At 67.8% G+C, this 24067-nt stretch carries 25 protein-coding genes and 1 tRNA gene; 16 read left to right on the top strand and 10 right to left on the bottom strand.

All coding sequences use genetic code 11. The features are described from left to right. Window positions 1-21 precede the first annotated feature (21 nt). From ACOFKW_RS09355 to nagE, 3 genes are read left to right on the top strand one after another with little or no spacing between them, the layout of a single operon-like run. Window positions 22-2055 carry a beta-N-acetylhexosaminidase gene (locus ACOFKW_RS09355; RefSeq protein ID WP_419813882.1) on the top strand — a complete coding sequence of 678 codons (2034 nt, stop codon included), beginning with the start codon at window positions 22-24 and terminating at the stop codon, window positions 2053-2055. Then, window positions 2052-4538: a phosphoenolpyruvate--protein phosphotransferase gene (gene ptsP, locus ACOFKW_RS09350; RefSeq protein ID WP_419813881.1), complete on the top strand. Its 2487-nt coding sequence runs from the start codon at window positions 2052-2054 to the stop codon at window positions 4536-4538. The genes ACOFKW_RS09355 and ptsP overlap by 4 nt, the downstream gene beginning before the upstream one ends. Next, window positions 4538-6175: an N-acetylglucosamine-specific PTS transporter subunit IIBC gene (gene nagE / locus ACOFKW_RS09345; RefSeq protein WP_419813880.1), complete on the top strand. Its 1638-nt coding sequence runs from the start codon at window positions 4538-4540 to the stop codon at window positions 6173-6175. Before ptsP ends, nagE begins: the two co-directional genes overlap by 1 nt. Window positions 6176-6249: 74 nt before the next feature. On the opposite strand, the gene ACOFKW_RS09340 is transcribed toward nagE, so the two are convergent. Beyond that, window positions 6250-6341 (bottom strand) — tRNA-Ser (locus ACOFKW_RS09340). 40 nt (window positions 6342-6381) lie between these two features. Beyond that, entirely contained in the window at window positions 6382-7683 is a 1302-nt protein-coding gene (locus ACOFKW_RS09335; RefSeq protein ID WP_419813879.1) for a UDP-glucose dehydrogenase family protein, read from the bottom strand. 120 nt (window positions 7684-7803) lie between these two features. Between ACOFKW_RS09335 and ACOFKW_RS09330 the strand changes: the two genes are divergently transcribed. Further along, window positions 7804-8424, top strand: coding sequence for a DUF1134 domain-containing protein (locus tag ACOFKW_RS09330; RefSeq protein WP_419813878.1), 621 nt, complete (start codon window positions 7804-7806; stop codon window positions 8422-8424). Here ACOFKW_RS09330 and ACOFKW_RS09325 read toward each other — a convergent pair. Further along, window positions 8421-9749 (bottom strand): dihydroorotase, encoded by a 1329-nt coding sequence (locus ACOFKW_RS09325; RefSeq protein WP_419813877.1) that lies wholly within the window; start codon window positions 9747-9749, stop codon window positions 8421-8423. The two genes, ACOFKW_RS09330 and ACOFKW_RS09325, sit on opposite strands and share 4 nt — an antisense overlap. Window positions 9750-9842: 93 nt before the next feature. On the opposite strand from ACOFKW_RS09325, the gene ACOFKW_RS09320 reads away from it, so the two are divergent. From ACOFKW_RS09320 to mce, 5 genes are read left to right on the top strand one after another with little or no spacing between them, the layout of a single operon-like run. Further along, on the top strand, window positions 9843-10595 hold the full coding sequence (locus ACOFKW_RS09320) for a YgfZ/GcvT domain-containing protein (protein WP_419813876.1): 753 nt from the start codon (window positions 9843-9845) through the stop codon (window positions 10593-10595). 60 nt (window positions 10596-10655) lie between these two features. Continuing rightward, window positions 10656-11111, top strand: coding sequence for a MarR family winged helix-turn-helix transcriptional regulator (locus ACOFKW_RS09315; RefSeq protein ID WP_419813875.1), 456 nt, complete (start codon window positions 10656-10658; stop codon window positions 11109-11111). Then, window positions 11111-12160: an HlyD family secretion protein gene (locus ACOFKW_RS09310; RefSeq protein WP_419813874.1), complete on the top strand. Its 1050-nt coding sequence runs from the start codon at window positions 11111-11113 to the stop codon at window positions 12158-12160. The genes ACOFKW_RS09315 and ACOFKW_RS09310 overlap by 1 nt, the downstream gene beginning before the upstream one ends. A 35-nt stretch (window positions 12161-12195) precedes the next feature. Then, window positions 12196-13743, top strand: coding sequence for a DHA2 family efflux MFS transporter permease subunit (locus tag ACOFKW_RS09305; protein ID WP_419813873.1), 1548 nt, complete (start codon window positions 12196-12198; stop codon window positions 13741-13743). Between the two features lie 9 nt (window positions 13744-13752). Then, entirely contained in the window at window positions 13753-14169 is a 417-nt protein-coding gene (gene mce, locus ACOFKW_RS09300; protein ID WP_419813872.1) for a methylmalonyl-CoA epimerase, read from the top strand. A 3-nt stretch (window positions 14170-14172) separates the two neighbouring features. Here mce and ACOFKW_RS09295 read toward each other — a convergent pair whose 3' ends face one another. The 6 genes from ACOFKW_RS09295 to ACOFKW_RS09270 all read right to left on the bottom strand — a co-directional run bounded on the left by ACOFKW_RS09295 (window position 14173) and on the right by ACOFKW_RS09270 (window position 17584). Beyond that, window positions 14173-14562: a MerR family transcriptional regulator gene (locus ACOFKW_RS09295; RefSeq protein WP_419813871.1), complete on the bottom strand. Its 390-nt coding sequence runs from the start codon at window positions 14560-14562 to the stop codon at window positions 14173-14175. After that, window positions 14559-14921 carry an integration host factor subunit alpha gene (locus tag ACOFKW_RS09290; RefSeq protein ID WP_419813870.1) on the bottom strand — a complete coding sequence of 121 codons (363 nt, stop codon included), beginning with the start codon at window positions 14919-14921 and terminating at the stop codon, window positions 14559-14561. Before ACOFKW_RS09290 ends, ACOFKW_RS09295 begins: the two co-directional genes overlap by 4 nt. 37 nt (window positions 14922-14958) lie before the next feature. Continuing rightward, window positions 14959-15933, bottom strand: coding sequence for a beta-ketoacyl-ACP synthase III (locus tag ACOFKW_RS09285; RefSeq protein WP_419813869.1), 975 nt, complete (start codon window positions 15931-15933; stop codon window positions 14959-14961). Continuing rightward, window positions 15930-16985, bottom strand: coding sequence for a phosphate acyltransferase PlsX (gene plsX / locus ACOFKW_RS09280; RefSeq protein WP_419813868.1), 1056 nt, complete (start codon window positions 16983-16985; stop codon window positions 15930-15932). Before plsX ends, ACOFKW_RS09285 begins: the two co-directional genes overlap by 4 nt. Window positions 16986-17034: 49 nt before the next feature. Continuing rightward, window positions 17035-17214 carry a 50S ribosomal protein L32 gene (rpmF, locus tag ACOFKW_RS09275; protein WP_419813867.1) on the bottom strand — a complete coding sequence of 60 codons (180 nt, stop codon included), beginning with the start codon at window positions 17212-17214 and terminating at the stop codon, window positions 17035-17037. A 181-nt stretch (window positions 17215-17395) separates the two neighbouring features. Beyond that, on the bottom strand, window positions 17396-17584 hold the full coding sequence (locus ACOFKW_RS09270; RefSeq protein ID WP_419813866.1) for a CsbD family protein: 189 nt from the start codon (window positions 17582-17584) through the stop codon (window positions 17396-17398). A gap of 123 nt (window positions 17585-17707) precedes the next feature. Between ACOFKW_RS09270 and ACOFKW_RS09265 the strand changes: the two genes are divergently transcribed. Beyond that, a complete protein-coding gene (locus ACOFKW_RS09265) occupies window positions 17708-18115 on the top strand; it encodes an MAPEG family protein (protein ID WP_419813865.1) in 408 nt (135 codons plus the stop codon). On the opposite strand, the gene ACOFKW_RS09260 is transcribed toward ACOFKW_RS09265, so the two are convergent. Continuing rightward, the gene (locus tag ACOFKW_RS09260; RefSeq protein WP_419813864.1) at window positions 18112-18780 is read right to left on the bottom strand and encodes an MBL fold metallo-hydrolase; all 669 of its coding nucleotides are present in this window, start codon (window positions 18778-18780) and stop codon (window positions 18112-18114) included. The genes ACOFKW_RS09265 and ACOFKW_RS09260 overlap by 4 nt on opposite strands. Window positions 18781-18916: 136 nt before the next feature. On the opposite strand from ACOFKW_RS09260, the gene ACOFKW_RS09255 reads away from it, so the two are divergent. The 6 genes from ACOFKW_RS09255 to ACOFKW_RS09230 all read left to right on the top strand — a co-directional run bounded on the left by ACOFKW_RS09255 (window position 18917) and on the right by ACOFKW_RS09230 (window position 24060). After that, complete coding sequence (locus ACOFKW_RS09255) at window positions 18917-20539, top strand: GMC family oxidoreductase (protein ID WP_419813863.1); 1623 nt, start codon at window positions 18917-18919, stop codon at window positions 20537-20539. Further along, window positions 20536-21666: an epoxide hydrolase family protein gene (locus tag ACOFKW_RS09250; RefSeq protein ID WP_419813862.1), complete on the top strand. Its 1131-nt coding sequence runs from the start codon at window positions 20536-20538 to the stop codon at window positions 21664-21666. The genes ACOFKW_RS09255 and ACOFKW_RS09250 overlap by 4 nt, the downstream gene beginning before the upstream one ends. Further along, window positions 21666-22301 carry a lipoyl(octanoyl) transferase LipB gene (gene lipB / locus ACOFKW_RS09245; RefSeq protein WP_419813861.1) on the top strand — a complete coding sequence of 212 codons (636 nt, stop codon included), beginning with the start codon at window positions 21666-21668 and terminating at the stop codon, window positions 22299-22301. Before ACOFKW_RS09250 ends, lipB begins: the two co-directional genes overlap by 1 nt. A 219-nt stretch (window positions 22302-22520) precedes the next feature. Beyond that, a complete protein-coding gene (locus ACOFKW_RS09240; RefSeq protein WP_419813860.1) occupies window positions 22521-22820 on the top strand; it encodes a hypothetical protein in 300 nt (99 codons plus the stop codon). 116 nt (window positions 22821-22936) lie between these two features. Beyond that, the gene (locus ACOFKW_RS09235; RefSeq protein WP_419813859.1) at window positions 22937-23236 is read left to right on the top strand and encodes an SCP2 sterol-binding domain-containing protein; all 300 of its coding nucleotides are present in this window, start codon (window positions 22937-22939) and stop codon (window positions 23234-23236) included. Between the two features lie 101 nt (window positions 23237-23337). Next, window positions 23338-24060 carry a hypothetical protein gene (locus tag ACOFKW_RS09230; protein ID WP_419813858.1) on the top strand — a complete coding sequence of 241 codons (723 nt, stop codon included), beginning with the start codon at window positions 23338-23340 and terminating at the stop codon, window positions 24058-24060. Window positions 24061-24067: the final 7 nt, after the last annotated feature.

The following is a 24067-nucleotide window of genomic DNA, read 5'->3' as shown; positions in this document are numbered from 1 at the left end:
CGACTTGGGGGAAGGGCGAGCATGAAGATCACCAGGCTGGCCCTTCCCCTGCTGCTCGCTACCGCCAGCCCGGCGCTGGCCGACCTGTCGACGCTGCTGCCCCGTCCCGCGCAGGTCGAACCTGGGACCGGCACGCTGGTGCTGGGTGGGCGCATCACCATCGGGGTGCCGGCCAATGATCCGGGCGCCCGCCGCGCCGCGACCGAGCTTGTGCAAATGCTCCAGCGTGCGACCGGCCACGCCCCGACTGTCGTGGAGGGCGCCACCGCGACGATCCGCTTCGTGCGCGCCGCCGATGGCCCGGCGGAGGGCTATGCGCTGATCGTCGACAGTCGCAGCGCGACGATCACTGCCCAGGATGACGCAGGACTGCTCTACGGCGCAACGACCCTGTGGCAGCTCGCCGGCCCGCGCACGATCCCGGCGGTGACGATCCGCGATGCGCCGCGCTTCGGCTGGCGCGGCATGATGCTCGACTCCGCCCGGCATTATCAGTCACCGGCCTTCATCAAGCGCATGATCCAGTGGATGGCGCTCAACAAGCTCAACCGGTTGCACTGGCACTTGGTCGACGACCAAGGCTGGCGGCTGCCGATCGACCGCTATCCGCGGCTGACCCAGGTCGGCGGCTGGCGCGTCCCGGCAAGCGCTGCCCCGGCACCGCCCCTGCCGCGCACCGGCGGCGTCTACACCAAGGCGGAAATCCGCGACATCGTCGCCTTCGCCAGCGCTCGCGGCATCACCATCGTCCCCGAGATCGAGATGCCCGGCCATGCCCTGTCGGCGATCCGCGCCTATCCCGAACTCGGCGTCGGACCCAAGCCACCGCCCGGCATCGAGTCCGACTGGGGCGTCTTCCCCTACCTCTACAACATCGACGACCGGACCTTTGCGTTCCTGGAGAACGTCCTGACCGAGGTCATGGACCTGTTCCCCGGCCGCTACATCCACATCGGCGGCGACGAGGCGGTCAAGGATCAATGGCGCGCCGACCCGCGCATCCAGGCGCGGATCAAGGCGCTGGGCCTTGCCGACGAGGAGGCGCTGCAGGGCTGGTTCGTGGCGCGCATCGGCACCTTCCTGGCGGCGCACGGCCGCACCCTGATCGGCTGGGACGAGATCCTGAAAGGCGCCGTACCGCCGAGCGCCACGGTCATGGCCTGGACCGGCGTCGAGGGCGCGACCAAGGCGGCGGCAGCCGGGCACGACACCATCCTGGCCGCCGCGCCGACACTGTACTTCGACAATATCGAGGCATCGCCGAAGCGCGAGCCGATCGGGCGCGCCACCGTCGTCAGCCTCGCCGACGTCTACGCCTTCGACCCGCTGCCCGCGTCGATCCCGGCGGACCAGCGCCACCATGTCCTCGGCCTGCAGGGCACGCTCTGGGCGGAGCACATGCGCAGCGAGGCCCGGGTCGAGCACCAGGCCTTTCCCCGCACACTGGCCATCGCCGAGCTTGGCTGGTCCCAGCTGCAGGGGCATGACTATGCCGATTTCGCCCGCCGCGCGGCGGGGCAGATGGACCGCCTGCGGTCGTTCGGCCTGACCCGCGCCTCGAACGTGGCGTTTACGCCCGATACCGTGGCCGTCCCCGAGTTCTCGCGCACCGGCACCGAGCTCGCCACCTGCCAGGGCAAGCTCGCGCTCGGCCTCGAGGACGACTATCCCGCCGCCGGGCCGCGCGCGCATTTCCTCGTCGATATCCTCGCGCCGTGCTGGCGCTGGGACAAGGCACCGGTCCAGTCGGCGCAGCGCATCGAGCTCGACGTCGGGCAGATCCCCTTCAACTACCAGGTCGGCAAGGACCGCGACGCCATCGCCTTCCGCGCCCCCGCGACCGGTGCCGGCGAGTTCGAAGTTCGCGACGGCTGCGACGGTGAGCGGCTGGCGGTCCTGCCGCTCGCACCGGCCGTCAAGAACCCCGGCGTCACCACCCTGCGCGCCACCCTGCCCCGCCGCAGCGCTCCGGCGAACCTGTACATAACCTACACGGCCCGCGGGCCGGACCCGATCTGGGCGGTCGCCGCGGTGCGGCTGGTGCCGGCGCCTTGACGACATTGGTCCTTGGAGCGCCGCTGTCCGGCTGGGCGTCGTCGCTCGACGAGGTGCCCGATCCGGTGTTCGGCGAGCGCATGATGGGCGACGGCATCGCAATCGAGCCTATCGAGGGACTGGTCCGCGCCCCGGCCGCCGCCACCGTCATCGCGGTCGCCCCGACGTTGCACTCCGTCACTTTGCGGCTGGAGGGCGGTATCGAGCTGCTGATCCACGTCGGGCTGGAGACGGTCGGCCTTGGCGGCGACGGCTTCACCGCACTGGTCGCCGCCGGCGAGCGCGTGGACGCCGGTGCGCCGTTGCTGGCCTTCGACCTCGACAGCGTCGCGCGACGGGCCGTCAGCCTGGTCACCCCCATCATCGTCACCAGCGAGGGCGCGACCGTTCGCCTGCTCGTACGCGACCGCCTGATTGGCTTCGGCGAACCGCTGCTCGAGATCTCGGTTGCCGGGCAGATCGTCACCGACACCGCCCGGGCCGATGACGAAACGACCCGATCGATCGTCGTGCCACTGGCGCACGGCCTGCACGCCCGCCCCGCCGCCAGGCTCGTCGCCGCGTCGAGGATGCACGATGCGACGCTGACCTTCGAAGCGCATGGCCGAACCGCCGCCGGCCGCAGCATGGTCGCGATCATGGCGCTCGGCGTCCGGCATCTCGACGAGTTGACGATCCGGGCCAGCGGCACCAGCGCAGCCGCCGCGGTCGAGGCGATCGCGACCCTGATCCTCGGCGGCATGGCGGAGGCGGAGCATTCCGAGCCGGTCGTCCAGGCCGCCGTTCTGGTGGTCGCGCCGCAGGGAACGATCCTGGGCGGCGTTCGAGCGGCACCCGGTCTGGCAATCGGCTCCGCGGTCCATTTTGCCGCGGCATCGATTGAGGTGCCGGCTGACGGTGCCGGCCCGGTGCAGGAGCGCACAGCCCTCGAACTGGCGCTGGCGACGCTGACCGCGCGCCTCGCTACTGCATCGGGTGTCGGGGCCGAGATCGCCGAGGCACACCGCGCCATGCTCGACGACCCGGCGCTGGTCGACGCAGCGCAAAGCCATGTCGCGCAAGGCCGCTCGGCAGGCAGGGCGTGGCAACTGGCGACCGCCGCGGTCGCCGAGACCTTGCAAGCGACCGGCGACGCCAGGCTCATCGAGCGGATCGCCGACCTGCGCGACCTCGAGCAGCAACTGCTTTCAGAACTCTATCCGGCATCGGCGACCGGCGCCCTGCCCGCGCTTCCCGAGAATGCCGTCATCCTTGCCGACGACCTCCTGCCCTCGCAATTCATGGCGCTCGACCTCCGCCGCGTTGCCGGGATCGTCACCGTGAACGGCGGGCCGACCTCGCATACCGCGATCCTTGCCGCTGCCGCCGGGGTGCCGATGCTGGTCGCGGTCGGTGCCGCCGTGCTTGACGTGCCGGACGGTCGGACGGTTATCCTCGATGCCGACGCCGCGCGGCTCGACTTCGACCCCGACCCCGCCGCGCTGGCGTCGGCCGTCGACCGCCATGCCCGCAGCCGGCGTCGTCACGCGGTCGACGTCGAGACCGCACAGGCAGACTGCCGGATGGCCGATGGCACGCGCATCGAGGTCTTCGCCAATCTGTCGTCGGTCGAGGACGCGCGGCTGGCCGTGACCAACGGCGGCGAGGGCTGCGGACTCTTGCGCACCGAGTTCCTGTTCCTCGACCGCGCCGAAGCGCCCGGCGAAGACGAGCAATGCCGGGCCTATGGCGCCATCGCCGCCGCACTCGGCGACCGCCCGCTGATCGTCCGCACCCTCGACATCGGCGGCGACAAGCCCGTCGCCTATCTGCCGTTTCCGCACGAGGACAATCCGGCGCTCGGCGCGCGCGGCGTGCGCTTCAGCCTCGCCCGACCCGACCTGCTCGACGTCCAGCTGCGCGCCATCCTGCGCGGCGTCCCCGGCGACCAGTGCCGGATCATGGTACCGATGGTCGTCGAGCCCGCGGAGTTGCTGGCCGTCGGCGCCGCACTCGACCGGGCGATGCTGGCAGTCGGTCGCCAAGACCGGCCGCAATTGGGCGTGATGATCGAGACACCGGCGGCGGCGTTGCTGGCACCCGCGATCGCTGCCGTCGCCGATTTCCTGTCGGTCGGCTCCAACGACCTGACCCAATATGCATTGGCTTGCGACCGCGGCAATCCAGCCACCGCCGGTCGCATCGATGCGCTCCACCCCGCCGTGCTGCGCCTGATCGCGCTGGCCGCCGAGGGTGCCACCAGCCACGCGCGCTGGCTCGGCGTCTGCGGCGGAGTCGCGTCGGACCCGGCGGCGGCGGCGATCCTGATCGGGCTGGGCGTCACCGAGCTGTCGGTCACTCCGAGCGCGGTTCCCGCGATCAAGGCCGCCGTCCGCCGATTGCACCTGACCGACTGCCGCGACCTCGCGGTCCGCGCCCTCGCCTGCGCCTCGGCGGCCGAGGTTCGCGCCCTGGTGCCTGCCGTCATCGAGGAAGCCGCCTGATGCTGTCGCGTCTCCAGCCGCTCGGTCGGGCGCTGATGCTGCCGATCGCCGTCCTGCCGATCGCCGGGCTGCTGCTGCGGCTCGGCCAGCCCGACCTGCTCGACATCGCCTTCGTCGCGGCGGCGGGCAACGCGATTTTCGCCAACCTCGGCCTGTTGTTCGCGGTCGGCGTCGCAGTCGGGCTGGCGCGCGAGAATCACGGCGCCGCCGGGCTGGCCGGCGTCGTCGCCTATCTTGTCACCGTCGAGGGCGCCAAGACGCTGCTGACGGTGCCGCCGGAAGTCACCGTCGGCTTTGCCAAGGCGGTTGCCGCCGACCTGTCGGCGGCGTGGCGCAGCAAGGAACTCGCCAAGCTCGGCGTACCGGCGGGCATTCTGTCGGGGCTGAGCGCCGGCTGGCTCTACAACCGCTTCAGCAATATCCGCCTGCCCGATTATCTGGCGTTCTTCGGCGGTCGGCGCTTCGTGCCGATCGCGGCGGGGTTCGCCGGACTGGCCGGCGCGGCGCTGTTCGGACTGGGCTTTCCCTGGCTGGAGGCCGGGATCGATGGCCTGTCGCGCGGCGTCGTCCAGGCCGGACCGATCGGGCTGTTCGTCTACGGCGCGCTCAACCGGCTGCTGATCGTCACCGGATTGCACCATATCCTCAACAACATCGCCTGGTTCATCCTGGGCAGCTATCACGGCACCACCGGCGACCTGAACCGCTTCTTCGCCGGCGATCCGCAAGCCGGCAGCTTCATGGCGGGGTTCTTCCCGGTGATGATGTTCGGGCTGCCGGCGGCCTGCCTGGCGATCTATCGCTCGGCCCGGCCGGAGCGGCGCAAGGCGGTCGGCGGCATGCTGCTCAGCCTGGCGCTGACCTCGGCGCTGACCGGCGTGACCGAGCCGATCGAGTTCAGCTTCATGTTCCTGGCGCCGGTGCTCTATGCCGTCCATGCGGTGCTGACCGGCCTGTCGATGGTGGTGATGGATGCGCTGGGCGTGAAGCTCGGGTTCGGCTTCTCGGCAGGGCTCCTCGATTATCTGCTCAATTTCAGGCTCGCCACCCGGCCGCTGCTGCTGTTTCCGGTCGGGCTCGCCTATTTCGGCATCTATTATGCGACGTTCCGTTGGTTCATCCGGCGCTTCGACCTCAAGACGCCGGGGCGTGAGATCGACGAGGAGGCCGAGGCCGGCGTCGCGGTGGTCGGTGACCGGGCGACGCAGTTCATCGCGGCGCTGGGCGGGGCGGCCAATCTGCGCTCGGTCGATGCCTGTACGACGCGGCTCCGGCTGGTGCTTGGCGACGCTGCGATCGACGAGGCGCGGCTGAAGGCGCTGGGCTCGCGCGGCGTCCTCAAGCTGGCGAGCGGCGGCATCCAGGTGGTCGTCGGCCCGGTCGCCGACGCGATCGCGGGCGAGATCCGGGCGGCGCTAGCGACCCCCGCTCCAGACCTGCTCGGCATGCTGCGCCAAGCCGGCGCGACGACGCTGTCGCTGTGCGGCAACCGCCTGCTCGCGGATGGCGTCGCCGGGACGTTCGACGCGGCAGCCACGTCGAGCCCGAGCGTCCGCGCCGTGGTGCGGCTCGATCCTGACCGGCTGCAGTTGCTGCTGAGTCCGTCGGCGGCGACGACACTCCGCTTGCGATTGTAAAGGCTGGCGGCCGCCGCGACCATCCGGGAGGAGTCGCCCCGCGTGGCGCCCGTCCCGTCTGGTCGATCAAGTTCTGGCGGAGTCGGAGGGATTCGAACCCTCGGTACCGATTACTCAGTACGGCAGTTTAGCAAACTACTGGTTTCAGCCACTCACCCACGACTCCCGGCGCGGAACGGCGGCTATACGGAGGGAGGCGGCGCGGGTCAACGCCCTACGCTGTCATAGGTGAAGCCGCGCGCGCGAACTTCGTCGGGGCGATAGACATTCCGCAGGTCGACGATCGCCGGCGACGCCATCAGGCCGTGGACGCGGGCCAGGTCGAGGGCGCGGAACGCATCCCATTCGGTGACCAGCACCGCCGCATGCGCGCCGGTGCAGCAGTCGTACGGGTTGGCGGCGTAGTGGACGTCCTTGAGCATCAGCTTGGCCTGCTCGACGCCCTCCGGGTCATAGGCGCGGATGGTCGCGCCGGCGTCCTGGAGCGCCTGGATGATGGCGATCGACGGGCTGTCGCGCATGTCGTCGGTGTTCGGCTTGAAGGTCAGGCCGAGGATCGCGATGGTCTTGCCGCGCACGTCGCCGTCGCAGGCCGCGATGACCTTCTTCGCCATGGCGCGCTTGCGCTGGTCGTTGACCGCCGCGACCGTCTCGATGATCCGCACCGGCGAGCCGAAGTCCTGCGCCGTCTTGACCAGCGCCAGCGTGTCCTTGGGGAAGCAGCTGCCGCCATAGCCGGGCCCCGCGTGCAGGAACTTGGAGCCGATGCGGTTGTCGAGGCCGATGCCGCGGGCGACGTCCTGGACGTTGGCCCCGACCGCCTCGCACAGGTCGGCGATCTCGTTGATGAAGGTGATCTTCATCGCGAGGAAGGCGTTGGCGGCGTATTTGATCAACTCCGCCGTACGCCGCGACGTGAACAGCAGCGGCGAGTGATTGAGGAACAGCGGGCGGTACAGCTCCGTCATCACGGCGCGGGCGCGGGCATCCTCGGTGCCGATGACGATGCGGTCGGGCCGCTTGAAGTCGGCGATGGCGGCACCCTCGCGCAGAAATTCGGGGTTGGAGACGACGGCGATGTCGGCGTCTGGATTGGTCTCGTGGATCAGTCGCTCGACGTCGTCGCCAGTGCCGACCGGAACCGTCGACTTGGTCACGATGACGGTATAACGCGACACGGCGGCGGCGATTTCCTTGGCCGCGGCATGGACATAGCTGAGGTCGGCATGGCCATCGCCGCGACGCGACGGCGTGCCCACCGCAATGAAGATCGCGTCGGCGTTGGCGATACCCGCCTTGAGGTCGGTGGTGAACGTCAGGCGCCCGGCGCGGGCGTTGCCGGTGACCAGTTCTGCCAGCCCGGGCTCGTAGATCGGCATGATCCCGGCGTGCAGGCGGTCGATCTTGCCCTGGTCGAGGTCGACGCAGACGACGTCGTGCCCGAAGTCCGCGAAACATGCGCCCGACACGAGGCCGACATAGCCCGCGCCGATCATCGTAACCTGCATAATTTGCCTTTCGACTGTTCGCTGCGCGGGTAGCAGGCGAGCGGCGCGGATGGAAGGTTGGACATCGCAGGTGCAGCACGGCTAAATGCCCTTGGGGGCGGATATTCGAGCGGAGGTTGCATGCGTCTTATCCTGTCCCTGGCTATTCCGATGCTGGTCCTAGCCGGTTGCGCCAACGTCGACCGTGCCGCCCGGCCGACCAGCGCCGCCGCTGCGCCCGCCAGCGCGCCGGTTTCCTCCCTGCCGCACAACCCCGACGGCACCTACCAGCAGAAGGACGTGCTGTCGGCCGCCGAGGACGTGTTCGGACGCGGTGCCAAGGGCTTGGGCGATGTCGTCGAGCGCATCTTCAAGGAGCGCGGCGAGCCCAACGGCTATATCGTCGGGCGCGAGGCGGGCGGTGCCTTCGTCGTCGGCGTGCGCTATGGCAGCGGTACCCTGTTCCACAAGATCGAGGGCCAGATGCCGGTGTTCTGGACCGGCCCGTCGGTCGGCTTCGACGCCGGAGCAGACGCGTCGCGGACCTTCATTTTGGTGTACAACCTCAATGATAGCAACGACTTGTTCAAGCGTTACCCAGCCGCCGAGGGCAAGGCATTCTTCGTCGGCGGGTTCGGTGCCAACTATCTCCAGCGCGACGACGTGGTGCTGGTGCCGATCAAGCTGGGCGTCGGCCTGCGCCTCGGCATCAACGCGGGCTACCTGAACTTCACCCGCGAGCTGAAGAAGGTGCCCTTCTAACCGCGCAGCGTTTCCTGGAAGCGCAGCGGCTGGCCGTCGGCGGTCGCTGCGACTTCACTGTCCCACATGACGCGCTGACCGCGGATCACCGTGCCGATCGGCCGGCCAGTCAGGGTCATGCCGGTGAACGGCGACCAGCCGCAGCGGCTGGCCAGCCATTCCTGCTCGATCGTCCAACGCGCCTTGAGGTCTACGACCGAATAGTCGGCGTCGAAACCGGCTGCGATCCGCCCCTTGCCGACGATCCCGAACAGCCGGATCGCCCCGGCGCTGGTCAGGTCGACCAGCCGTTCCAGGCTGAGTCGGCCGTTGGCGACATGGTCGAGCATCAACGGCAGCAGAGTCTGCACACCGGGCATGCCCGACGGCGAGGCTGGGTATTCCTGCGCCTTCTCGGCCACCGTGTGCGGTGCGTGGTCGGAGCCGATGACGTCGGTGACGCCCTGCTGGAGCCAATGCCACAAGCCATCGCGGTGCGCGCCGGAACGGATCGGCGGATTCATCTGGGCATAGGTGCCGAGACGCGGATAGGCCTCCTCGCCCGCCAGCGTCAGGTGCTGGGGCGTCAGCTCGGCGCTGGCGATGCCCTTGTGGTCCTTGAGGAACTCCAGCTCGGCTGGGGTCGTGATGTGCAGGACGTGGATCCGCCGCCGCGCCTCGGTCGCCAGCCGCACGACGCGCCGGGTCGCCAGCATGGCGCTCTCGTCGTCACGCCAGACCGGATGGCTCGACGGATCGCCGGGGATGCGAAAGCCTTCGCGATCCTTCATCCGATACTCGTCCTCGGCATGGATCGCGACACGGCGATTGCCCGACGCCAGCACCCGCGCCAGCGTCGCGTCGTCGCTGACCAGCAGGTCGCCGGTCGAGGCGCCCATGAACACCTTGATGCCGCAACAGCCGGGCAGCATCTCCAGCACGTCGAGATGCTCAGCATTGGCCGCGGTTGCGCCGACGTAGAAAGCGTGGTCGCACCACATCCGGCCCTTCGCGCGGTCCAGCTTCTCGTTCAGCGCCTCGGCCGAATCGGTATTGGGCTTGGTGTTCGGCATCTCGAACACCGCCGTGATGCCGCCCATGACGGCCGCGAGGCTGCCCGAGGCGAGGTCCTCCTTGTGATCGAGGCCCGGCTCGCGAAAATGCACCTGGGTGTCGATGGCGCCAGGCAGGATGGTCAGGCCGGTGCAATCCTGCTCGGCGGCGGCACTACCCTCGCCGCGGGACAGCAGCGCGGCTGTCTTGCCGCCCAGCACCGCGAGGTCGGCTTCGACAAGGCCGCCCGGCGTATAGACGGCAGCGTTGCGCAGGATGAGGTCGTAGGTCATGGCGGCGGTCCTTCGCGAGTTGCGTCCTCTTTCCAGCGGCGGGCGCGAAAGGCAACCGGTGACACGCTGCCACCGCGATCCTATCTACGGGACATGCCCATTGCCCGCCTCGACGACCGTGCCGTCCTCCGCATCGCAGGAGCGGAGGCGCGGGAGTTCCTGCAAGGCCTGCTGACCAACGATGTGAACGGGCCGCTGCCGGTCTATGCCGGGCTGCTCAGTGCGCAGGGCAAGACGATGTTCGACATGATCGTACACGACGACGATGGCGAGGCCGTGCTGATCGACGTGGCCGCCGCCCAGTCCGAGGCGCTGGCGCGGCGCCTGTCGATGTACAAGCTGCGCCGCGCAGTGACGATCGAACCGAGCGACCTCAAGGTCTTTGCGCGTTGGGGTGACAGCGGCGGCGAGACCGTCGATCCCCGCACGCCGTTGCTGGGCGAACGTTGGCTGGCGCGCGACGCCGACACCGACGCGACGGCGACCGATTACGCACGCCACCGCATGGCCCTGGGCGTTCCCGACAGCGCCGAGATGTCGGACCTGCTGTGGCTCGAGACCAATGCCGACGAGCTCCACGGCGTGTCGTTCACCAAGGGCTGCTACGTCGGGCAGGAGAACACCGCGCGGATGCACCATCGCGACAAGCTGCGGCGGCGACTGATGCCTGTCCGCACCACCGGGAGCGAGGGCGCGATCATGGCGGGCGACCGCGAGGCGGGCGATCTGCGGGCGGGCAGCGGCGATCTCGGCATCGCCTATCTGCGCATGGAGCATGCCGGCTCCGCGCTGACCCGCGGGACTCAACCAGTGGAAATCCTGTGGCCGGAGTGGCTGCCGCGCTGAATACCGCAGCGCAGCAAGATGTCCATTGTATATAACAAGCATGCGTATTATCTGCGTCGCATGACACAGGACAGTATTGCGTTCCTCCTTGGCGATAGCGCCCGCCTGCTCCGCCGCCGCTTCGACGCGCGGGCCCGGGCACACGGCGTCAGTCGCGCCCAGTGGCAGGTGTTGTTCGCCCTGTCGCGCAACGAGGGCATCAACCAGGCCGGCCTTGCTGATTATCTGGAAGTTGAGACGATCACCCTGTGCCGGATGATCGACCGGTTGCAGGAAGCCGGCCTGGTCGAGCGTCGCGCCGACCCCGCCGACCGGCGCGCCTGGCGGCTGCATCTGACCGAGGCGGCGCACCCGCTGCTGGAGACCCTGCGCCCGCTCGGCGCGGAAGTCGTCGACGAGGCGCTCGGCGATATGGAGCCGGCGCTGCGCGAGGCCCTGCACAGCGCCTTGTCGGTCATACGGAATAATCTATCGGCGCGCGGCAGCGAACCGCGCCGCGCCCTGGGAGCTGCGTGATGCACGACATCGTCGACCGCGAAGCGTTGATCGTCGATCCGCCAAAGACGCTGTGGCAGCGTTCCCGGCGGCTGTTGCTGATGATCGGCGTACCGTTGCTGCTGCTCGCCGTCGGCGGGTATTTCTGGCTGACGTCGGGCCGCTCGGTCAGCACCGACAACAGCTACGTCCAGCAGGACAAGGTCTCGATCAGTGCCGATGTCACCGGTCGCGTGCTGTCGGTCAACGTCCGCGAGAGCCAGCCGGTCAAGCGCGGCGACGTGCTGTTCACCATAGATCCCGAGACGTTCCGCATTACCCTCGCCGAGCGCGAGGCGGCGCTCGCCTCCGCGCGCCAGCAGGCAGCGCAGGCGACGACCAACGTCAGCGGCAAGGGCGCCGACCTGACGGGCCGTCGCGACGCAGTGAACTATGCGCAGCTCGACTTTGCGCGCCAGGCGTCGTTGCTCAAGGAGGGGTTCACGACCCGCGCTCGCTACCAGCAGGCCGACCTGGCGCTGCAGCAGGCGAAATCGGCGCTGGCCTCGGCGCAGGCCGACCTTGCCAATGCGCAGGCCGGTGTCGCGCGTGGCCCAGTCGAGTCGCAGCCGATCGTCATGGCAGCACGCGCGGCGCGCGACCGGGCCGCGCTCGACCTGCGTCGCACCTCGGTGCGGGCGCCCGCCGACGGCATCGCCAGCCAGACCGACAAGGTCCAGCCCGGGCAGATCGTCGCCACCGGCATTCCGACGCTCAGCCTGGTGGTCAGCAACGCCCGCTGGGTCGAGGCCAATTTCAAGGAAACCGATCTCGAGCACATGCGCGTCGGCCAGCCGGCGACGGTCAAGCTCGACGCCTATCCCGATACGCCGCTGCAGGGCCGCGTGCTGAGCATCGGCGCCGGCACCGGGTCGGAATTCTCGGTGCTGCCGGCGCAGAACGCCACCGGCAACTGGGTCAAGGTCGTGCAGCGCGTGCCGGTGCGGATCGCGATCACCGGCAAGACCGCCGTGCCTTTGCTCGCCGGCCTGTCGGCGGACGTCACCGTCGATGTCCGAGACGCCAAGTGATGCACCACCTGTCCGGCAGCCGGGGCTGATCCGCCGTGGCGAGCGCTGCGCTCCCGATACCCGCCAGCCGGCCGGCACCCAGCCCGCTGGCGATCACCTGCGTCGTCATGATCGCGACCTTCCTGCAGGTGCTCGATTCGACAATCGCCAACGTTGCGCTGCCGCACATGCAGGCAAGCCTCGGGGCGGCGGCGGACACCGTCACCTGGGTGCTGACCAGCTATATCGTCGCCTCGGCGATCGCGACGCCGCTGACCGGCTGGCTGTCGGGGATGTTCGGCCGCAAGAAGCTGTTCGTCGCGGCGATTGCCGGGTTCATCCTGGCGTCGATGGCGTGCGGCGCAGCGCAGTCGCTGGAGCAGATGGTCGCCTTTCGCCTGATGCAGGGTGCCTTCGGCGCATTCCTGGTGCCGCTCGGCCAGTCGTTCCTGCTCGATGCCTATCCGCGCGAAAAGCACGGCCAGGCGCTCGCGCTATGGGGCGTCGGCGTCATGGTTGGCCCGGTGATGGGCCCGGTGCTCGGCGGCTGGCTGACCGACAGTTTCGACTGGCGCTGGGTGTTCTATGTCAACGTTCCGTTCGGCGCGCTGGCGCTGTTCGGCGCACTGGCGTTCCTGCCTGAGTCGAGCAACGACAAGCGCCGCCGCTTCGACGTCTTCGGCTTCGCGATGCTGTCGATCGGCGTCGGCGCCTTGCAGCTGATGCTCGACCGCGGGCAGCAGCTCGATTGGCTGGCATCGTGGGAGGTTCGCGTCGAGGGCGGGCTGGCTATCGCCGCACTCTGGATGTTCGGCGTCCATGTCATGACCGGGCGTGACACCATCCTCGACTCGGTCATCCTGCGCGACCGCAACGCGATGACGGGTTTCGTCTTCATCACGCTGATCGGTGGGCTGATGGTCTCGACCTCGGCGTTGATGCCGCCGATGCTGGAAGGGCTGTACGGCTATCCGGTGGTCACCGCCGGGCTGGCGATGGCGCCGCGTGGCATCGGCACGATGGCCGGCATGCTGCTGATGGGCAAGATCATCGGCAAGTTCGACCCGCGTCACCTGATGGCATTCGGGTTGCTGCTGACCGCCTGGTCGCTGTGGATGATGAGCCATTTCTCGCCGGTGATGGGGATGCGCGAGATCGTCATCTCCGGGCTGGTGCAGGGTTTCGGCCTGGGCTTCCTGTTCGTGCCGCTCAACACCATGGCGTTCGCGACGCTGGGTCCGGCGCAGCGCACCGACGCCGCGAGCTTCTTCAGCCTGTTGCGCAACCTGGGCGCGTCGGTGGGGGTCAGCCTCGGCGTCGGCGTGCTGGCGACGCAGACCCAGATCGCCCATTCCGACATCGGCAGCGCGGTGACGCCGTTCAGCCTCGGGGTCGATTCGTCGATGGTCCGGGCGCTGGGGCCAACCGGCGACGCGGCGATGGCGTTCCTCGATGCGCAGGTCAACATGCAGGCGGCGATGGTCGCCTATCTCGACGTCTATTACCTGCTGATGTGGGTGACTCTGGGAACGCTGCCGCTGTTGCTGCTGATGCGCCGGCCGGGCAAGGTCGTCGGCGAAATCCCGCATGCCGCGGTGGACTGAGGACATTCGATGATCGGACGGCTGAACCATGTCGGCATCGCGACGCCCGACATCGATGCGACGTTGCGCATGTACCAGGAGCTGTACGGCGCCACCGTCTCCCGCGCCAAGTTCGAGCTGCCGGCGCAGGGCGTGTCGGTGGCCTTCATCGACCTCGCCAACAGCCAGCTCGAGTTGATCGAGCCGCTCGGCGAGGCGTCACCGGTGTGGAGCTTCCTCAAGAAATTCCCGGCTGGCGGACAGCATCACCTGTGCTTCGAGGTCGAGGACATCCTCGCCGCGCGCGACGCGTTGAAGGCGAAAGGTGCGACCGTTCTGGGGACCGGCGAGCCGCGCATCGGAGCGCACGGCGTGCCGGTGATCTTCGTTCACCCCAAGGATAGCGGCGGCGTGCTGGTCGAGCTCATGGCGACGCCCGAGCATTGAGCCTCAGGCGGCGCGTGCCATCTGCAGCGCACCGGCCAGCCGGTCGCGGATCGCGCGGAGTGCCGTCAGGTCGATCGGCGACGACCGAGGCGGGTCATCGAAAAGCGCAGCTGCCGGGGCTGGAGACGGAGCAACCGAGCGCGGCTTCTCCCCCAGCAGCTTTTGCACACCCTTGATCGTATAGCCTTCGCTGTGCAGCATCCGGGCGATGTCGCGCAGCAGGTCGATGTCGGCAGGACGATAATAGCGCCGGTTGCCGCCACGCTTCAGCGGCTGGATCTGGGGGAAACGCGTCTCCCAGAAGCGCAGCACATGCTGGGGCAGCCCAAGCTCCTCGGCGACTTCGCCGATGGTGCGGAAGGCCGTGGCGGACTTGACCGGCGGCGGCGTCATGCCTCGGCTGAGCCGCCGTTGATACGCTCGCGGAGCAGCTGGCTCGGGCGGAAGGTCAGCACGGTGCGCGGCTCGATCGGCACTTCCTGGCCGGTCTTGGGATTGCGACCGATGCGCTGGCCCTTGTTGCGCAGCACGAAGCTGCCGAACGACGAAATCTTGACGTTGTCGCCGCTGACCAGCGTATCGCCGATATAGCCGAGCACCATCTCGACCAGACCCGACGACTCGGCGCGTGACAGTCCGATTTCGCGGTGTACGGCTTCGCACAAATCGGCCCGGGTCAATGTTCCGGTCGAATCCGGCGCCGGTGCCGGTCGTGCGCTCAAAGTCGTTTCGATCTCAACAGTTTGTTGCATGAAGGCCGTCCTCCCCTAAAGTTACACTGCGAACGCTTTACCAGCGGACTGCAGCTGCCCCCCATGTGAAGCCACCGCCCATTGCTTCCAATAGCAACAAATCGAAAGGTTTAATACGTCCGTCACGAACGGCAGTGTCCAAAGCCAGCGGGACCGAAGCTGCCGAGGTGTTCGCGTGGCGGTCGACGGTGACCACGACACGCTCGATCGGCAGGCCGAGCTTCTTGGCCGTGCCCTGCAGGATGCGCAGATTCGCCTGGTGCGGGATCACCCAGGCAACGTCCTCGGCCTTGAGATCCGCCGCCGCCAGCGTCTCGGTCATCACGGCGGCAAGGTTGGTGACGGCGTGGCGGAACACCTCGCGGCCCTTCATGCGAAGCTTGCCGACCGTGCCGGTCGAACCCGCGCCGCCGTCGACGTACAGCAGGTCGTTATAGCGGCCATCGGAGTGCAGGCGGTGCGCGAGGATGCCGCGATCGGTGGCAGCGCCCGACCCGGTCTCGGCGCGCAGCACCACGGCACCGGAACCGTCGCCGAACAGCACGCAGGTGCCCCGGTCTTCCCAGTCGAGCAGCCGGCTGAAAGTCTCGGCGCCGATCACCAGTGCCGTGTTGGCCGCGCCGGTGACGATCATCGCGTCGGCGACGCTCAGCGCATAGAGAAAGCCGGAACACACGGCGTTGACGTCGAACGCGACGCCGGCGGTCATGCCGAGCTTGTGCTGCACGACAGTCGCGCAGGCCGGAAAGGTCTGGTCGGGCGTCGCGGTGGCGACGATGATCAGGTCGACCTGCGCGGCATCGATCCCGGCAGCTTCGAGCGCCCGGCGCGCCGCGGCGGTGGCGAGGTCGGAGGTGAACTCACCCTCGGCAGCGATATGGCGCTGGCGGATGCCGGTCCGCTCGACGATCCACTCGTCGCTGGTGTCGACCCGGGCCGCCAGTTCGGCGTTGGTCAAAATGGTCTGCGGCAGGTAGCTGCCGGTACCAACGATACGCGCACGCCGGGTCATCGAGCGGCGGTCTCCAACGCTGCCGGGCCGGGCCGGTGCGCGCGAAAATTGGCGAGGTCGTCGGAAATGCGCCGCGCGACGTCGGCGACCACCAGATCGTGCGCAACGCCGATGGCGTTGGCGAAACCACGGACGTTGGCACCGCCGTGGCTTTTCACCACGAGGCCGTTGAGACCGAGCATCACCGCTCCGTTATGCGCGTTTGGATCGAGATGCGCGCGCAGGGCCCGCAAGGCGCCGCGCGACAACAGATAGCCGAGCCGCGTCAGCCACGACGTCTTGAACGCCTCCGCCAGCAGGCCGGTGACCAGCTTGCCCGTGCCCTCGGCCGTCTTCAGCGCGATATTTCCCGAGAAACCGTCGGTAACGATGACATCGACGTCGCCCTGCCCGATCTTGTCGCCCTCGACGAAGCCCATGAACTCCATCGGCAGCGCGACTGCACGAAGCAATGCAGCAGCCTCCTTCAGCTCGTCGGTGCCTTTCAGCTCTTCTTCGCCGATGTTGAGCAAAGCAACACGCGGCCGCTCGACGCCGAGCACGGTGCGGGCGAACACCGCTCCCATGACGGCGAACTGGACGAGGTTCTCGGCATCGCACTCGGTATTCGCACCGAGGTCGAGCACGACCGAATCGTTCTTGAGGGTCGGCAGCAGCGCCGCCAGCGCCGGACGGTCGATGCCCTCCATCGTGCGCAACGACAGGTAAGCCATCGACATCAGCGCGCCGGTATTACCCGCGGACACCACGGCATGCGCCTCGCCCGCGCGAACCGCCTCGATCGCCAGCCCCATCGAGGTGCCGCGACCGCGCCGGATGACCTGGCTTGGCTTGTCGGTGCCCAGCACCTTGGTGTCAGTATGGATGATGACCGCTTCTGCAGCGATGCGCGGCGCCTTTGCCAGCTCGGCGCGAATCAGCGCCTCCGGCCCATACAGGCGGAACATCAAACGCGGATAGCGTTCACGGGCCAGTTCGGCGGCGGCGATAACGACGGCCACGCCGCCGTCGCCACCCATGACATCCAGCGCAATGACTGGACGTTCGGTCATCGCGCCGAGCCTAGCGCAACCGGGCGCGACACGACCGGCAGCGTTGACGTCAGGCCTGGGTCGCGACGATCTCGCGACCGTTGTAGTGGCCGCAGGCGTTGCACAGATTGTGCGGCGGCTTCAGCTCGCCACAATTGGGGCAATCCTGATACGGCGACGCGGTCAGCGCGTGATGGCTGCGGCGCATATTGCGACGCGAGGGCGAGGTCTTGCGTTTCGGAACGGCCATCCGGCACCTGTCATTCTTCGTGTTTGGGAGCAACGTCGGACCGATCGCGACATGCGACCGTGACGTACGCCCCCGGCTGTTTGTGAGGCGCGGACCATAGTCATTTTGCGCCCGGACGCAATACAAAAGCCGCCGCCCCCGATTGCCGGGAGCGGCGGCCCTGATTAATCGTTGGAAACGACTAGCGCTTGGTGTCGGTCGCGTCGCGGACAGCATCCTTGGCACCACCATAGGTGTTCTGGACCTTGCCCTCGACCTGGTCGGCCTTGCCTTCGGCTTCGGTCTTGCTGTCGCCGACGAGCTTACCAAAGCCCTCCTTGATCTTGCCACCGATGTTCTTGGCGGCGCCTTCGATGCGATCTTCGTCCATGATCATTCTCCTATCGGGGTTACAAGATCATAACGAGTTAGCCGCTGAAATGTTTCCTTGCGGACGCCGACTGGCTCTCCGGCACGCCTCGTCATAGTGTCGGCGGGTTCAGGGGAGGACAAAATGCTCGTCACACTCGCAACCGCAGGTTTTTGCGGACTTATCCTGTTCGTGCTGAGCCTGCGGGTCAGCCAGGCGCGCGGCATGGCCAGGGTTTCGATCGGTGACGGCGGCGACCCGCTGCTGATCGCGCGGATGCGGGCCCAGGCCAACTTCACGGAATTCGTGCCGATCATCCTGATCATGTTCGGGCTGATCGAGGTCAATCTGGTGCCCGGCGGAGTCGGCCAGCTACTGCTCGGGATCACCGGCATTCTGCTGGTCGTCGTGCGGATCGCGCATGCGATGGGGATGGTGACCGTGACCCCGCCGCTGAGCCGCAAGATCGGTGCCGGCGGCACCTTTCTCATCCTGCTCGGCACCAGCATCGCAGCGCTGGTGCTGTCGGCGCGGCTGCACGGCCTGTTCTAGGCGGCGGCGAGTACCGCGTCGGCGACATAGGCGTTAGACCGGCGCTCCGCCGCGAAGGTCGACATCTGGCCGTGCCCGGGGATGAAAGCGGTCGCCCCGCCCAGCGGCCACAGGCGGGTGACGATCGCCTCGATCAGGTCGGCGTGGTTGCCGAGCGGAAAATCGGTGCGCCCGATCGAGCCCTGGAACAACACGTCACCGACGATCGCGAGGTTCGATGCCGGATGGTGGAAGACGACATGGCCGGGGGTATGGCCCGGGCAGTGATAGACGTCGAAGGTCAGCTCGCCGACGGTGACCTGGTCGCCCTGCGCCAGCCAGCGGTCCGGGGTGAACGCCGTCGCCCCGGCGATGCCGTATTGCGCACCGGTCACCGGGTTGCTGTCGATCCAGAACTTGTCGGCCGGGTGCGGCCCCTCGATCGGCACGCCAAGGCGCTCTGCCAGCACCCCGGCTAGTCCGCAGTGATCGATATGGCCGTGCGTTATCAGCAGCTTCTCGATGGTGACGCCATGCTGCTCCGACACCGCGATCAGCTTGTCGATCTCGCCGCCCGGATCGACGAAGGCGCCGCGCATCGTCGCCGTACACCACAACAAGGTGCAGTTCTGCTGGAGCGGCGTCACCGGGATGATGACGGCCTGGAGCGGGGGCTTGCTGGACATCGTGTCGAGGTGGCGAGCCGGCCGCGCCCTGTCAACCGGCCTGCGCCAGCGCTGCCTGACGCTTACGTCAACTCGCGCCTTGTTCAGCGCCGTCAAAGCCGTCAGACTGTCGGCACAGTGCCTGGGGAGGCCATCGATGGACGATAACTTCGATACTATCATCGTCGGTGGCGGCAGTGCGGGCTGCGTGCTGGCCAATCGCCTGTCGGCCGACCCGAACCACCGTGTCCTGCTGCTGGAGGCGGGCGGCGATCACAATGTCACGATGATCGACATGCCCGGCGGCCTGACCCAGATCCTGCCGCCCGAGAAGGATTCGCCTTACGACTGGGGGTTCTGGACGACGCCGCAGGCCGCGATGGGCGGGCGCAAGCTGTACTGGCCACGCGGCCGGGTGCTGGGCGGCAGTTCCTCGATCAACGGCATGGTCTATATCCGCGGCCATGCCAGCGATTACGACCGCTGGGCGCAGGTCGGGCTGACGGGCTGGGGCTGGGCCGACGTGCTGCCGTATTTCCGTCGCGCCGAGCACAGCGAGCGCGGCTCGGACGCTTTCCACGGTGAAGGCGGGCCGTTGCACACGTCGAACCGCTGCCTGCCCCACATCCTCAATCGGGTCTTCATCGAGGCGGCGGTCCAGGCCGGCTATGATCACACCGAGGATTTCAACGGGCCGCGCTTCGAAGGCGCCGGCATGTACGATTCGACCATCCGCAACGGCAGCCGATGGTCGGCCGCCCGGGCCTATCTCGATCCCGCCAAGTCACGTCCCAATCTGGAGATTCGCACCGGCGTGCAGGTCGAGCGCGTCACCTTCGCCGGCCGGCGGGCCACCGGGGTCGCCTATACCCGCGCCAGCCAGCCGGAAACCGTGTCGGCGCGTGAAGTCGTACTGTGCGGCGGTGCCGTCGCCTCGCCGCAGCTGCTGATGCTGTCCGGCATCGGACCGGCGGCGCACCTGCGCGACCACGGCATCGAGGTGCTGCACGACGCGCCCGACGTCGGGGGCAACCTGCAGGACCATCTCGACATGATCGTGCAGTGGAAGTGCACCCAGCCGATCACCCTCAATGGCAGCGCTCGCTTCGACCGCAAGATCGCCGCGCTGCTCAACTGGATGTTCCGCAAGTCGGGCAACGCCAGCTACATGCCGACGCCGGCCGGGGCCTTCCTGTCGACGCGCCAGGGACTGGCGGCCCCGGACGTGCAGATGCACTTCATGCCGGTGCGCGGCATGGCGCACGGTGCCGGCAAGTTCAGTGCCGAGCATGGCTACCAGATCCACGTCTGCCAGCTCCGCCCGGAAAGCCGCGGCACGATCCGGCTGGCCGGTGGCAACGCAGCGACGCCGCCGGCGATCGATCCGCGCTACCTGACGGCGCGCGAGGACATCGAGACGCTGCGAACCGGCGTCCGCATGGCGCGCGCCATCGGCAACGCGGCGGCATTCGACGATTATCGCGGCGCGGAGACCTGGCCCGGCGCCGCCATCGCCGATGACGACGAGGCGCTGCTCGCGGCGATGCGAAACTGGGGCGAGACGATCTACCACCCGGTCGGGACCTGTCGCATGGGCGTCGATGCCGGCGCGGTCGTCGATGGTGCGCTCCTGGTCAACGGCGTCGACGGCCTGCGTGTCGTCGATGCCAGCGTCATGCCGTTCCTGGTCAGCGGCAACACCAACGCCCCGACGATCATGATCGCGGAAAAAGCCAGCGACCTCATCCTCGGCGACGCCCGCCAGGCACTCGCCGCATGACCGGCACACCGTTCACGATCCCGGAGAACGAGGCCGAGGTGGCCTGGGTGCGCGAGCGCGTCGCCGCCTACCGCTTCTTCGAGGAGCCCGAGGGCGCCGGCTGGCAGCACGGTGCCAACCGTTCGTACATGGAGCGGCTGCGTGCCTATTGGCTGGAAAGCTACGACTGGCCCGCCGCCGTCGCGCAGCTCAATCGCCTGCCGCACATCCGCATCGAGGTGGAGCCGGGCTTTAACCTGCACGCAGTCCACCGCCGCTCGTCGCGTCCGGGCGCGAGGCCGCTGCTGATCGCGCATGGCTGGCCCGGGTCGATCCTGGAGTTCCAGGCCATCATCGACCGGCTTGCGGAGCCGGAAGACCCCCGCATGCCGGCGTTTCACGTCGTGGCGCCGTCGTTGCCGGGCTACGCCTGGTCTGACCGCCCGGCGGAGATGTGGGGACCGCGTCGCGTTGCGGCGCTGTACGACCGACTGATGCCGGCGCTGGGCTACGATACCTATGTGTATCAGGGTGGCGACTGGGGCAGCGTCGTCGGCGGCTGGCTCGGCGTCGACAGCAAGCGGCTCGACGGCCTGCATCTCAGCGGCTTCGGCCTGCGACCGGCGGACATGCACCCTGACACCGCCGAGGATGTCGTCTGGTTGCAAAAGGCGCTAAAGGTCCGCGATGCCGAGACGGGCTATCTCCAGCTCCAGGGCACCAAGCCGCAAAGCCTCGGCTTTGCGATGATGGATTCTCCGATGGGCGTCGCCGCCTGGTTCTGCGAGAAGTTCGTCGGCTGGTCCGACACGGAGGGGCGTGCGATCGATCCGCCGTATTCGATGGACTGGCTGCTGACCAACATCATGATCTATCTGACGACGCGCAGTTTCGCGACGGCGACATGGATCTACCGCGGCATGTTCATCGAAGGGGGCTTTGCGATCCCGCAGGGCCGCCGCGTTGAAGTGCCGACCGGAGTGGCCGCCTTTCCGTACGACCTGCTCGCCTTTCCGCCGCGACCGATGGTCGAGCGCGGCTATAACGTCGTGCACTGGACCCAGATGCCGCGCGGCGGTCATTTCGCCAGCCTCGAGGAGCCCGAGCTGTTCCTGGCGGACGTCCGCAAGTTTTTCGCGTCGCTCTGATGGAGTGGCGGATCGAGCCCGGGCTGACCGACTATGCGCACGCCGTCGCGACCATGGAGGCGCGGGTCGCGGCGATCCAGGACGGCAGCGCCGACGAACTGATCTGGCTGGTTGAGCATCCGCCGCTCTACACCGCCGGCACCAGCGCCGTGCCGGGCGAGTTGCTCGAACCGTCGCGCTTTCCGGTGTTCGCCAGTGGCCGCGGTGGCCGCTACACCTACCACGGCCCGGGCCAGCGCGTCGTCTATGTTATGGTCGACCTCGACCGCCGCGGCCGTGACCTGCGCAAGTTCGTGGCGGCGCTCGAAGGCTGGATCGTCGACGCCTGTGCCCGCCTCGGCATCACGGCCTTTGCGGTTCCGGGACGGGTCGGCGTGTGGGTCGAGACGCTGCACGGCGAGGCCAAGGTCGCCGCGATCGGCGTGCGTGTCCGCCGCTGGGTCAGCTTCCACGGCTTCGCGATCAATGTCGCGCCTGACCTTGCCCACTTCGGCGGCATCGTGCCGTGCGGTCTTCCCGACTTTGCGGTCGCCAGCCTGCGATCGCTGGGCAGCAGCGCCGAAATGGCCGATGTGGACGACGCACTGGCCAAATGCTTCCCGGATTGGCTGCGAATTCCCCCCGTTGCGGCTTAGTCACGGAACGGATATGCTAACTCCAGTTCCTCGTGTATTCGTCTTTGGTTCTAAAACTGGATCGCCACATTGGCGGCACCGCTTCAGGCGGCGGTGTCGAAAGTGTTGCAATCGCGCTTGAGGGGCGCGCGATTTCTGGTAATGTCCACCTCGGTTAGGGGATAAGGGCTGAACCGAAACCGACGCTATCACGCTCGATAATAGAACAAGGAGTTTGAAATGGGTGATCTTCTGACGAAGCTGAAGACCGTGACCTTGATCGCTGGTGTTGGCCTGCTGGTCGTCGCTTGCGGCGAGAAGAAGGCTGAAACGGCTACGACGACCGAGACGACGACCACTGCTCCTGCAACGGATGCAATGGCGACGCCGCCGGCCGCTACCGACACCACCACGACCGACGCAACGGCTGCTCCTGCCGCTGGCGCTGCTGATGCCACCGCAACGACGGCTCCTGCCGCCGACGCAATGGCTCCGGCAACCACCGAGAGCACCACGACGACGACCGAAGAGAAGAAGTAAGCTCAGGCTTACTCTTTCGTCCGACGATTTGAAGGGCCGCCAGATTTGGCGGCCCTTCTTTTATGGGCCGCACGTTATGTCCAGCGGCACCCCTGCCCGACCATGAGGAATATGCGATGAGCCTCGAACGGATTACCGAACAGATGCGCAGCCGCGTCGGAACCAGCGCCAACCTGCGCAAGTCGGTCAAGTTCGACTTCGGCGACGATGGCGTCGTCCGCATCGACGACACGGTTTCTCCGGCCGTCGTCGACAACCAGGATCTCCCCGTCGATTGCACCGTCAAGGTCTCGATGTCCGATTTCACCGATATGGCCACGGGCAAGCAGAACCCGCAGATGGCCTTCATGATGGGCAAGCTCAAGATCGAGGGCGACATGTCCGTCGCGCTGCAGCTCGGCAGCATCCTCGGCTGATCGCATTCGCGCCGCCACCTCTTATCGGGGCTGGCGGCGCATCTTCCTGCCGGTTATGCCGTCTTGCTCCCCCGAACACGGGTGAGCTTTGGGGATAGCCGATGCGTAGTTCCAGTTTCGTCCTGATCATGCTTTCGTCCGGGCTTTGCACGGTCGCCAACGCCGCTCCGGCGAGCAAGTCGCCACCAGCCACGCCGGCGAGCAAGAAGACCGCCGCCGCTCCAGCAGGCAAGCCAACCGCCGCCAAGTCGGCGCGCAAGGCGGGCCCCACCGTCATCAAGACCGACATGGTTCCCGAGCCGCCCGTGCTCGCCGTCGGATCGACGATCCCCAAGCCGATCGGGCTGATGGTTCCCCAGCAGATCGTCCTTCGACCGATGACACCGGCGGAGACCGAGGCGAATGCGATCTGGACGATGCGCGCCGGGCTCAACGTCGCGGCGCTGCAGTGCCAGTTCTCGCCGTTTCTCGGAACCGTGCGCAATTACAACGACATGCTCAAGCAGCACTCGGGCGAGCTCGCCAAGGCGCAGACGACGATGCAGGCGCACTTCAAGCGCTACGACAAGGCCAAGGCGCTCAACAGCTTCGACCAGTATACGACGCGGACCTACAACAGCTTCTCGACGCTCGATGCGCAGTACAGTTTCTGCGAAACCGCGAGCTTCGTCGGCCGCGCCGCACTGGTGCTGCCAAAAGGCAGCTTTGGAAATTTTGCGATGCAGCGCAATGCCGAGCTTCGGGCTGCGCTGACGCCGCCGCCGGTGCAGACCTCACTCGGCGTCCACGCCTCGCCGCAGGTCCTGCCGTCGATCGACGGCTGATCGCCCC

The organism is Glacieibacterium sp. (genome assembly GCF_965200405.1).
GTDB lineage: Bacteria > Pseudomonadota > Alphaproteobacteria > Sphingomonadales > Sphingomonadaceae > Glacieibacterium.
The sequence above is the reverse complement of the archived record's forward strand: the minus strand, read 5'-3'. Positions and strand labels throughout refer to the sequence as shown.

Coding starts and splice junctions, on each gene's coding strand:
- ACOFKW_RS09355 (WP_419813882.1), top strand. CDS start 22: ATGAAGATCACCAGGCTGGCCCTTCCCCTGCTGCTCGCTACCGCCAGC.
- nagE (WP_419813880.1), top strand. CDS start 4,538: ATGCTGTCGCGTCTCCAGCCGCTCGGTCGGGCGCTGATGCTGCCGATC.
- ACOFKW_RS09335 (WP_419813879.1), bottom strand. CDS start 7,683: ATGCAGGTTACGATGATCGGCGCGGGCTATGTCGGCCTCGTGTCGGGC.
- ACOFKW_RS09330 (WP_419813878.1), top strand. CDS start 7,804: ATGCGTCTTATCCTGTCCCTGGCTATTCCGATGCTGGTCCTAGCCGGT.
- ACOFKW_RS09325 (WP_419813877.1), bottom strand. CDS start 9,749: ATGACCTACGACCTCATCCTGCGCAACGCTGCCGTCTATACGCCGGGC.
- ACOFKW_RS09320 (WP_419813876.1), top strand. CDS start 9,843: ATGCCCATTGCCCGCCTCGACGACCGTGCCGTCCTCCGCATCGCAGGA.
- ACOFKW_RS09315 (WP_419813875.1), top strand. CDS start 10,656: ATGACACAGGACAGTATTGCGTTCCTCCTTGGCGATAGCGCCCGCCTG.
- ACOFKW_RS09310 (WP_419813874.1), top strand. CDS start 11,111: ATGCACGACATCGTCGACCGCGAAGCGTTGATCGTCGATCCGCCAAAG.
- mce (WP_419813872.1), top strand. CDS start 13,753: ATGATCGGACGGCTGAACCATGTCGGCATCGCGACGCCCGACATCGAT.
- ACOFKW_RS09295 (WP_419813871.1), bottom strand. CDS start 14,562: ATGACGCCGCCGCCGGTCAAGTCCGCCACGGCCTTCCGCACCATCGGC.
- ACOFKW_RS09290 (WP_419813870.1), bottom strand. CDS start 14,921: ATGCAACAAACTGTTGAGATCGAAACGACTTTGAGCGCACGACCGGCA.
- ACOFKW_RS09285 (WP_419813869.1), bottom strand. CDS start 15,933: ATGACCCGGCGTGCGCGTATCGTTGGTACCGGCAGCTACCTGCCGCAG.
- plsX (WP_419813868.1), bottom strand. CDS start 16,985: ATGACCGAACGTCCAGTCATTGCGCTGGATGTCATGGGTGGCGACGGC.
- rpmF (WP_419813867.1), bottom strand. CDS start 17,214: ATGGCCGTTCCGAAACGCAAGACCTCGCCCTCGCGTCGCAATATGCGC.
- ACOFKW_RS09270 (WP_419813866.1), bottom strand. CDS start 17,584: ATGGACGAAGATCGCATCGAAGGCGCCGCCAAGAACATCGGTGGCAAG.
- ACOFKW_RS09265 (WP_419813865.1), top strand. CDS start 17,708: ATGCTCGTCACACTCGCAACCGCAGGTTTTTGCGGACTTATCCTGTTC.
- ACOFKW_RS09260 (WP_419813864.1), bottom strand. CDS start 18,780: ATGTCCAGCAAGCCCCCGCTCCAGGCCGTCATCATCCCGGTGACGCCG.
- ACOFKW_RS09255 (WP_419813863.1), top strand. CDS start 18,917: ATGGACGATAACTTCGATACTATCATCGTCGGTGGCGGCAGTGCGGGC.
- ACOFKW_RS09250 (WP_419813862.1), top strand. CDS start 20,536: ATGACCGGCACACCGTTCACGATCCCGGAGAACGAGGCCGAGGTGGCC.
- lipB (WP_419813861.1), top strand. CDS start 21,666: ATGGAGTGGCGGATCGAGCCCGGGCTGACCGACTATGCGCACGCCGTC.
- ACOFKW_RS09240 (WP_419813860.1), top strand. CDS start 22,521: ATGGGTGATCTTCTGACGAAGCTGAAGACCGTGACCTTGATCGCTGGT.
- ACOFKW_RS09235 (WP_419813859.1), top strand. CDS start 22,937: ATGAGCCTCGAACGGATTACCGAACAGATGCGCAGCCGCGTCGGAACC.
- ACOFKW_RS09230 (WP_419813858.1), top strand. CDS start 23,338: ATGCGTAGTTCCAGTTTCGTCCTGATCATGCTTTCGTCCGGGCTTTGC.